Below are 5,643 nucleotides of genomic sequence, written 5' to 3' on the forward strand. Positions count from 1 at the left end.
GAGCAACTCCACCACCCGCAGCGCACTTCATGAACCGCCGTATACGGATCCGTACGTACGGTGGTGTGGGAGGAGGGGTGCCGCAAGGCCCCCTCCTACCCGATCCGCAGGGGCGGCGGGTCGCGGTCGCTCCCGTTGCACAAAGGGACCAAGCAGAAAAAGTAACAAACAACGGCCGCTCTAAGCCGCCCCCCCTGGGGGGCGGAGGCCAAGGGCGCGGATGCGCCCGCCCGGTGAGGGTCTAAACAAGACTCTTCGCCCGCCCGGTGAGGGTCTTCAAAAAGCGAGGGTCTACAGAAAATCATTCAGGAGCGGTCGTCGGGGGTATCCTCGGGCTCGGGCTCGGGCTGGGGCTCAGGCTGGGCTTCAAAGCGGGCCTTGATCACCTTGCCGTTCCAATAGCAGCTGCCCCAGCGCTGCTTGGCGGCTTGCCAGAAGCGGCCGGCGTTCAAAAGCTTGAAGTCGCGCCACTCGCCCTCGCAGCGGTTGCCATTGCGGTAGGTCACGAAGCCGGCGCCGTGGCGCAGATCATTGGCCCACTGGCCGTCATGAACCTCGCCGTTGGCCCAGGTGTAGATGCCGTGGCCCGAGGTGTGGTCGTTCCGCCAGTCACCTTCATAGCGGTTGCCGGCAAACTTGCTGCCGGCACCGAAGGTCATGACGCCCCGGCCGTGGCGTTTGCCGTTGCGCAACTCACCTTCATAGCGATTACCGTCGGGCCATTCCCGGACGCCCCGGCCGACCAGGACGCCGTCCTGCCAGGTGCCCTCGTGGCGCACGCCGGCCAGGCTCCAGAAGACACCGCGGCCAACGAAACGGCCGTTTTCCAGGCGCCCCTCCTTGCGCCGGCCACTGGCCAGGGTGACGGCGGCCCAGCCCTGGCGCCGGCCGGCCACCAGGGTGCCCTCGAAGAGGTCGCCGTTGGACCACTGCAGGACACCGTGGCCGTGCGCCTTACCGGCGATGCAAGCGCCGCTCCAGAAGGCTTTGTCGCCGAAGCGCGAGATCGGGTTCCAGACCTCGCAGCCTCGCTGATTGGTGACTTGCAGCCACTCGCCGGGGGGGCGTCTGGCGATCTCGGCGGTGGCCCGGAGGGCGGCCAGCGAGGCTGGTGCATCGGGGCCGCTGGCAATCATCACGCCATCACGCCAGAGGCCGCGGAAAGGTGGCTGGCCGGCCTTGGCATAATGGCCCGGGCCGTGACGCCGGCCGCGCCGCCAGAGGCCGTCATAGCGGTCGCCGGCCCAGCGGCTTTCGGCACCCCAGGTGTAGATGCCGCGGCCCTCGGCCCAATCATTGACGTAGTAGCCCTCATAGCGATCGCCGTTGGGCCAGCTGTAGATGCCGTGGCCGTGCCGGCGGCCACGGCGCATGGTGCCGGTATAGACCTGCTCGAGCCTGCGCTGGCCGGCCGGGTAACGCCAAACCAGGGTGCCCTCGCCCTGGGCCCGGTCCTTGACACAGGGGCCGTCCCAGCTCGCTGTGCCCTGGCTGGCCCGGTTGGGGTTCCAGATCCGGCACTCGGGACGCCCCTCCAGGGCCTGCCAACCGCCCTTGGCGGGCGGCGCGATGACGATGCGGGTACAACCCGCCAGGCCGACGGCCAGCAACAGGATGGTGAGGGTTCTCAACATTTCGCTTTGCTTGTCGCTCATTCCGGGGCGATGGTAATCGAGCCTGGTGGTGACGACAATCGCCGCCTTGCCATTACCGGCTGGATCGGGATGTGGAAGATGCGGCCTGGCTGGCCCGGGCGCCCGGTAGGGCAGCCGAGACCGCTGGCGCCCGATGCTACTGCCGGCTGACGGTGGTGGCGGCGGCCATCTCGGTAGGCTTGGCAGGATGACCGAGGGCTGCGATCAGGCCCTCGATGCCGCTCTGGCGGATCACCGTGGCGAATTCAGAGCGCTGGGTCAGCGCCATGCTGACACCGGCGATGACCACGTCGATGACCCGATAGCTGCCCTGGCGCTGGCGCACCCGCCAGTCGACCTCGAGGACGCCGGCCTGGCTGGTGATGCGGCTCTGCACCAGAACGTCGCGCCTGCCGGCCGGGCGCACGCCGCTGATGGTGAAGCCGGCCTGGCGCTGGCTGGCCAGGCGGGTGGCATAGGTCTTGAGGGCGCGATCGGTGAAACGTTCGAGATAGCTGGCGCGTTGGGCCGGTGTCGCCTTGCGCCAATGGCGGCCCAGCGCAAAGCGGCCGATGAAGCCGAAGTCGACGCCCTGGCGCAGCAGGGCCTGCAGCTGGCTCCGACGCTCGGGGCCGGCCGGGCCCTGGAGCAGCGCGATAGCGCGCTCGCCGAGATCCTGCAGGAACTTGCGCGAATTCATCGCCACGACGCGGTGCCAGTTCTCGTATTCGCGGCGCTGGACGTAAAAGGTGGCGGCCGGGAAGGCGTCCAGGTTGCCGATATGGTCGAAATGCAGGTGCGTCAGCAGCACGGTCTCGATGGCGGCCGGGTCCAACCCGACCTTGGCCAGCACCTGGGCCGGCGTCTCATGATCGGGATAGCTGTTGCCGCTGGGCGACCAGGCACCGGTCATGCCGGTGTCGATGACGATGGGCCGGGGCGCCTCTCCCTCCGGCCCGCCCAGGATGGCCGAATAGACCATGGGGATCTGCAGCGTACCGCGGTTGCTGTTAAGCAGCACGCCGCCGAAAAAATCATGCGGCATGGTCGAGTGGGCGTAGCAAAAGGCCCAGATCGAATAGTCGGTGTCCATGACGGATTCCTTTCCTGGCGGCCCGAGCATACGCCATAATTCGCCCTGGAATGCAGCGAGGTAACATGGCTAGCGAACGACGGAAAGTGTGTGAAAATAACCCTTTTGGTCAGCTCATCACAAAAGGACAGCCGATTGATAGAAATTTCAATATCTGGATGCTTGAGCAGAGAAAACCTCAGCGTCAAAAAAAAGTAAATGCCAAATATTTGCCTTTCCGTGTGCCCCAGGAAAGGTGTTTTCTCGACGGCACCTGGGCGATACGCTACGCTAGATCGCCGAACCGGGAAACGCCGCCATGAGCCAGCTCAGCGACGGCTTGGCCGTCTTCGTCAAACGCGATTGCCCGACCTGCGTGCAAGTGGTGCCGGTACTGGCCGAGATGCGCGCCGCCGGGCTGGCGCTGACCATCTACAGCCAGGACGACCCCGGTTTTCCCGAGGGACTCGGAGACGTCGCCGACGACACCTCGCTGGAACGTTCGTGGCGCTTTGGTATCGAGATCGTGCCGACGCTGCTGCGCATCGAAGACGGCCGAGAGACCGGCCGCGGCGTTGGCTGGGTGCGCAGCGAATGGCGGGACCTGGCGGCACCGGGGGGGTTGAACCTGGAACTGGGCCCGGAGCTGCCGGAGGCCCGCCCGGGCTGCGGCTCGCGCTCGGTCGAACCGGGCCTGGCCGAACGCCTGGAGATCGAATTCGGCGATCATACCCTGGCTTCGCGGCAGATATCCCTGGGCGCCTATGACGACGAAGTGGAATCCTGCTACGAGCGCGGCTGGAGCGATGGCCTGCCCGTGGTGCCGCCGACGGTTGAGCGGGTTTTTCGTATGCTCCAGGGCACGGCGCGCGGTGCCGAAGAGGTTATCGGCGCGGTGCCGCCCAACTTGGCACCGTGCAGCGTCGAAAAAGTCGCCGTCAACGCCGTCATGGCGGGCTGCAAGCCGGAATATCTGCCGCTGGTGCTGGCTGCCGTCGAGGCCGCGTTGATCGACGAGTTTTGCATGCACGGCCTCTTGTGCACGACCTGGTTCGCCAGCCCCGTGGTCATCGTCAACGGCCCGGCGGCGGGGCGCGTGGGCATGAATTCCGGGGCCAATGCGCTGGGCCAGGGCAACCGCGCCAACGCCACCATCGGCCGGGCGCTGCAGCTCGTGATCCGCAACGTCGGGGGCGGCCGGCCGGGAGAGATCGACCGCTCGGCGCTGGGCAATCCCGGCAAATACACCTTCTGTTTCGCCGAGGACGAAGCCGGCTCATGCTGGGAATCCCTGGCCCAGGAACGCGGCATCGCACCCGGCGCTTCGGCCGTCACGCTGTTCGCCGGCGACGGCGTGCAGCCCCTGATGGACCAGAAATCGCGCACCCCGGAATCGCTGGCCCGAACTTTGGCCGCCGGCTTGCGCGGCGTCGGCCATACCAAGCTGGCGACGGTGCCGGGCGTCAGTTTGTCTGGTGACGCCCTGGTGGTGATCACGCCCGAACACCAGCGCGTCTTCGCCGAGGCGGGCTGGAGCAAGCAGCGTCTGCGGAGCGAGCTCGAGGATTTGCTGACCATTCCGGGCCGCGAGCTGGTAGCCGGCGCCGGCGGCATCGCCGAAGGCATTCCCGAAAGCCATGCCGAGGGCAGTTACCCGAAATTCCGACCCGGTGGGCTGTTGCTGGTGCGGGCCGGCGGCGGGGCCGGCATGTTCTCGGCCATCATCAGCGGCTGGGTGGCCAGCGGCGAATTGGGTAGTATTCCCGTAACCAAGGAGGTGACGGAATGAACGACACCAAGATCCTGCTCGACCCCACGGCGGAAAGCGATCCGCTCAGCCGGCCGAGGTTGGCGCGGCCCACCAAGCTCGACGGGCTGACGGTCGGGTTGCTCGACATATCCAAGGCCCGGGGCAACGTCTTTCTTGATCGCCTGGCCGAACGTTTCGGCGAGCGCGGCATCGAGGTCAAGCGCTACCGCAAACCCACCTTCACCCGGCTGGCCCCGACCGCCGTCAAGCAGCGGATCGCCGCCGAGGTCGACGTGGTAGTGGAAGGCCTGGCCGACTGAGGCTCGTGTACCTCGTGCTGTATGCATGACATCACGGACCTCGAAGGACGCGGCATCCCCGGCGTCGGCGTGGCCTCGACGGAGTTCAAAGAGGCGGCGGCGGCGCAGCGCCAAGCGCTGGGCTACGACGCCGCCGTGGTCTTCGTGCCCCATCCCATCCAGGACCGCTCCGACGATGAGGTGCGGGCGCTGGCCGATGGCGCCTTCGACGACATCGTGGCGGGGATTTCTGCTTCCTGATCGCTAATTCGAGCGATTCTAGATTGACAGCCGCCACCGCTTGGCCCATCGTCGGTCACGCGATTCTTTTGCCGGTCAGCCTTGCATCGGCCCCATGGGGAGGGGCCGGGCGCGGTTTGTTTCGGGGGCGGCAAGTGACAGCCAAACCGAGGAGACGCGGCGACGCAGCACTTAGCGTCGCCCAGGGCCGAGCCGGTCGGCCCCAGTCCTCCCTCTTGCCAACTGGGCGCGGCACTGCCGCGCCCTTTTTTTTGGACCCTCACCGGGCGCGCCGCCACAGGCGGCTTTTTGTAGCCCCTCACCGGGCGGGCGCATCCGCGCCCTTGGCCTCCGCCCCCGTCCCGGGGGCGGCTTAGCGCTGATAGCAAAGCGTGGTTTTGGCTGCTTGGTCATTTATTGCAACGGGAGCGCCCGCGACCCGCCGCTACTGCGGCGCGCCCGCGGAGGCCGCGGGCCGCAGGTCCGCCGCCGTGAGCGACAAAAAGTCAACGGGAGCAACGCGACCCGCCGCTACTGCGGATCGGGTAGGAGGGGGCCTTGCGGCACCCCTCCTCCCACACCACCGTACGTACGGATCCGTATACGGCGGTTCATGAAGTGCGCTGCGGGTGGTGGAGTTGCTCGATG

At 67.1% G+C, this 5,643-nt stretch carries 5 protein-coding genes; 3 read left to right on the forward strand and 2 right to left on the reverse strand.

The features are described from left to right. Positions 1-305 precede the first annotated feature (305 nt). Together QGG75_07360 and QGG75_07365 are read right to left on the reverse strand one after the other, a co-directional pair. Positions 306-1,655 carry a hypothetical protein gene (locus tag QGG75_07360; protein MDP6067053.1) on the reverse strand — a complete coding sequence of 450 codons (1,350 nt, stop codon included), beginning with the start codon at positions 1,653-1,655 and terminating at the stop codon, positions 306-308. 136 nt (positions 1,656-1,791) lie between these two features. Continuing rightward, on the reverse strand, positions 1,792-2,727 hold the full coding sequence (locus tag QGG75_07365) for an ABC transporter substrate-binding protein (protein ID MDP6067054.1): 936 nt from the start codon (positions 2,725-2,727) through the stop codon (positions 1,792-1,794). A 65-nt stretch (positions 2,728-2,792) separates the two neighbouring features. On the opposite strand from QGG75_07365, the gene QGG75_07370 reads away from it, so the two are divergent. Genes QGG75_07370 through QGG75_07380 form a run of 3 tightly spaced genes read left to right on the forward strand, consistent with a single transcriptional unit; the run spans position 2,793 to position 5,016 of the window. Further along, positions 2,793-3,029: a hypothetical protein gene (locus QGG75_07370; GenBank protein ID MDP6067055.1), complete on the forward strand. Its 237-nt coding sequence runs from the start codon at positions 2,793-2,795 to the stop codon at positions 3,027-3,029. Next, the gene (locus QGG75_07375) at positions 3,026-4,495 is read left to right on the forward strand and encodes a thioredoxin family protein (GenBank protein MDP6067056.1); all 1,470 of its coding nucleotides are present in this window, start codon (positions 3,026-3,028) and stop codon (positions 4,493-4,495) included. Before QGG75_07370 ends, QGG75_07375 begins: the two co-directional genes overlap by 4 nt. Further along, positions 4,492-5,016, forward strand: coding sequence for a UGSC family (seleno)protein (locus QGG75_07380; GenBank protein MDP6067057.1), 525 nt, complete (start codon positions 4,492-4,494; stop codon positions 5,014-5,016). The genes QGG75_07375 and QGG75_07380 overlap by 4 nt, the downstream gene beginning before the upstream one ends. The last annotated feature ends 627 nt before the right edge of the window (positions 5,017-5,643 follow it).

The organism is Alphaproteobacteria bacterium (assembly GCA_030740435.1).
GTDB lineage: Bacteria > Pseudomonadota > Alphaproteobacteria > UBA2966 > UBA2966.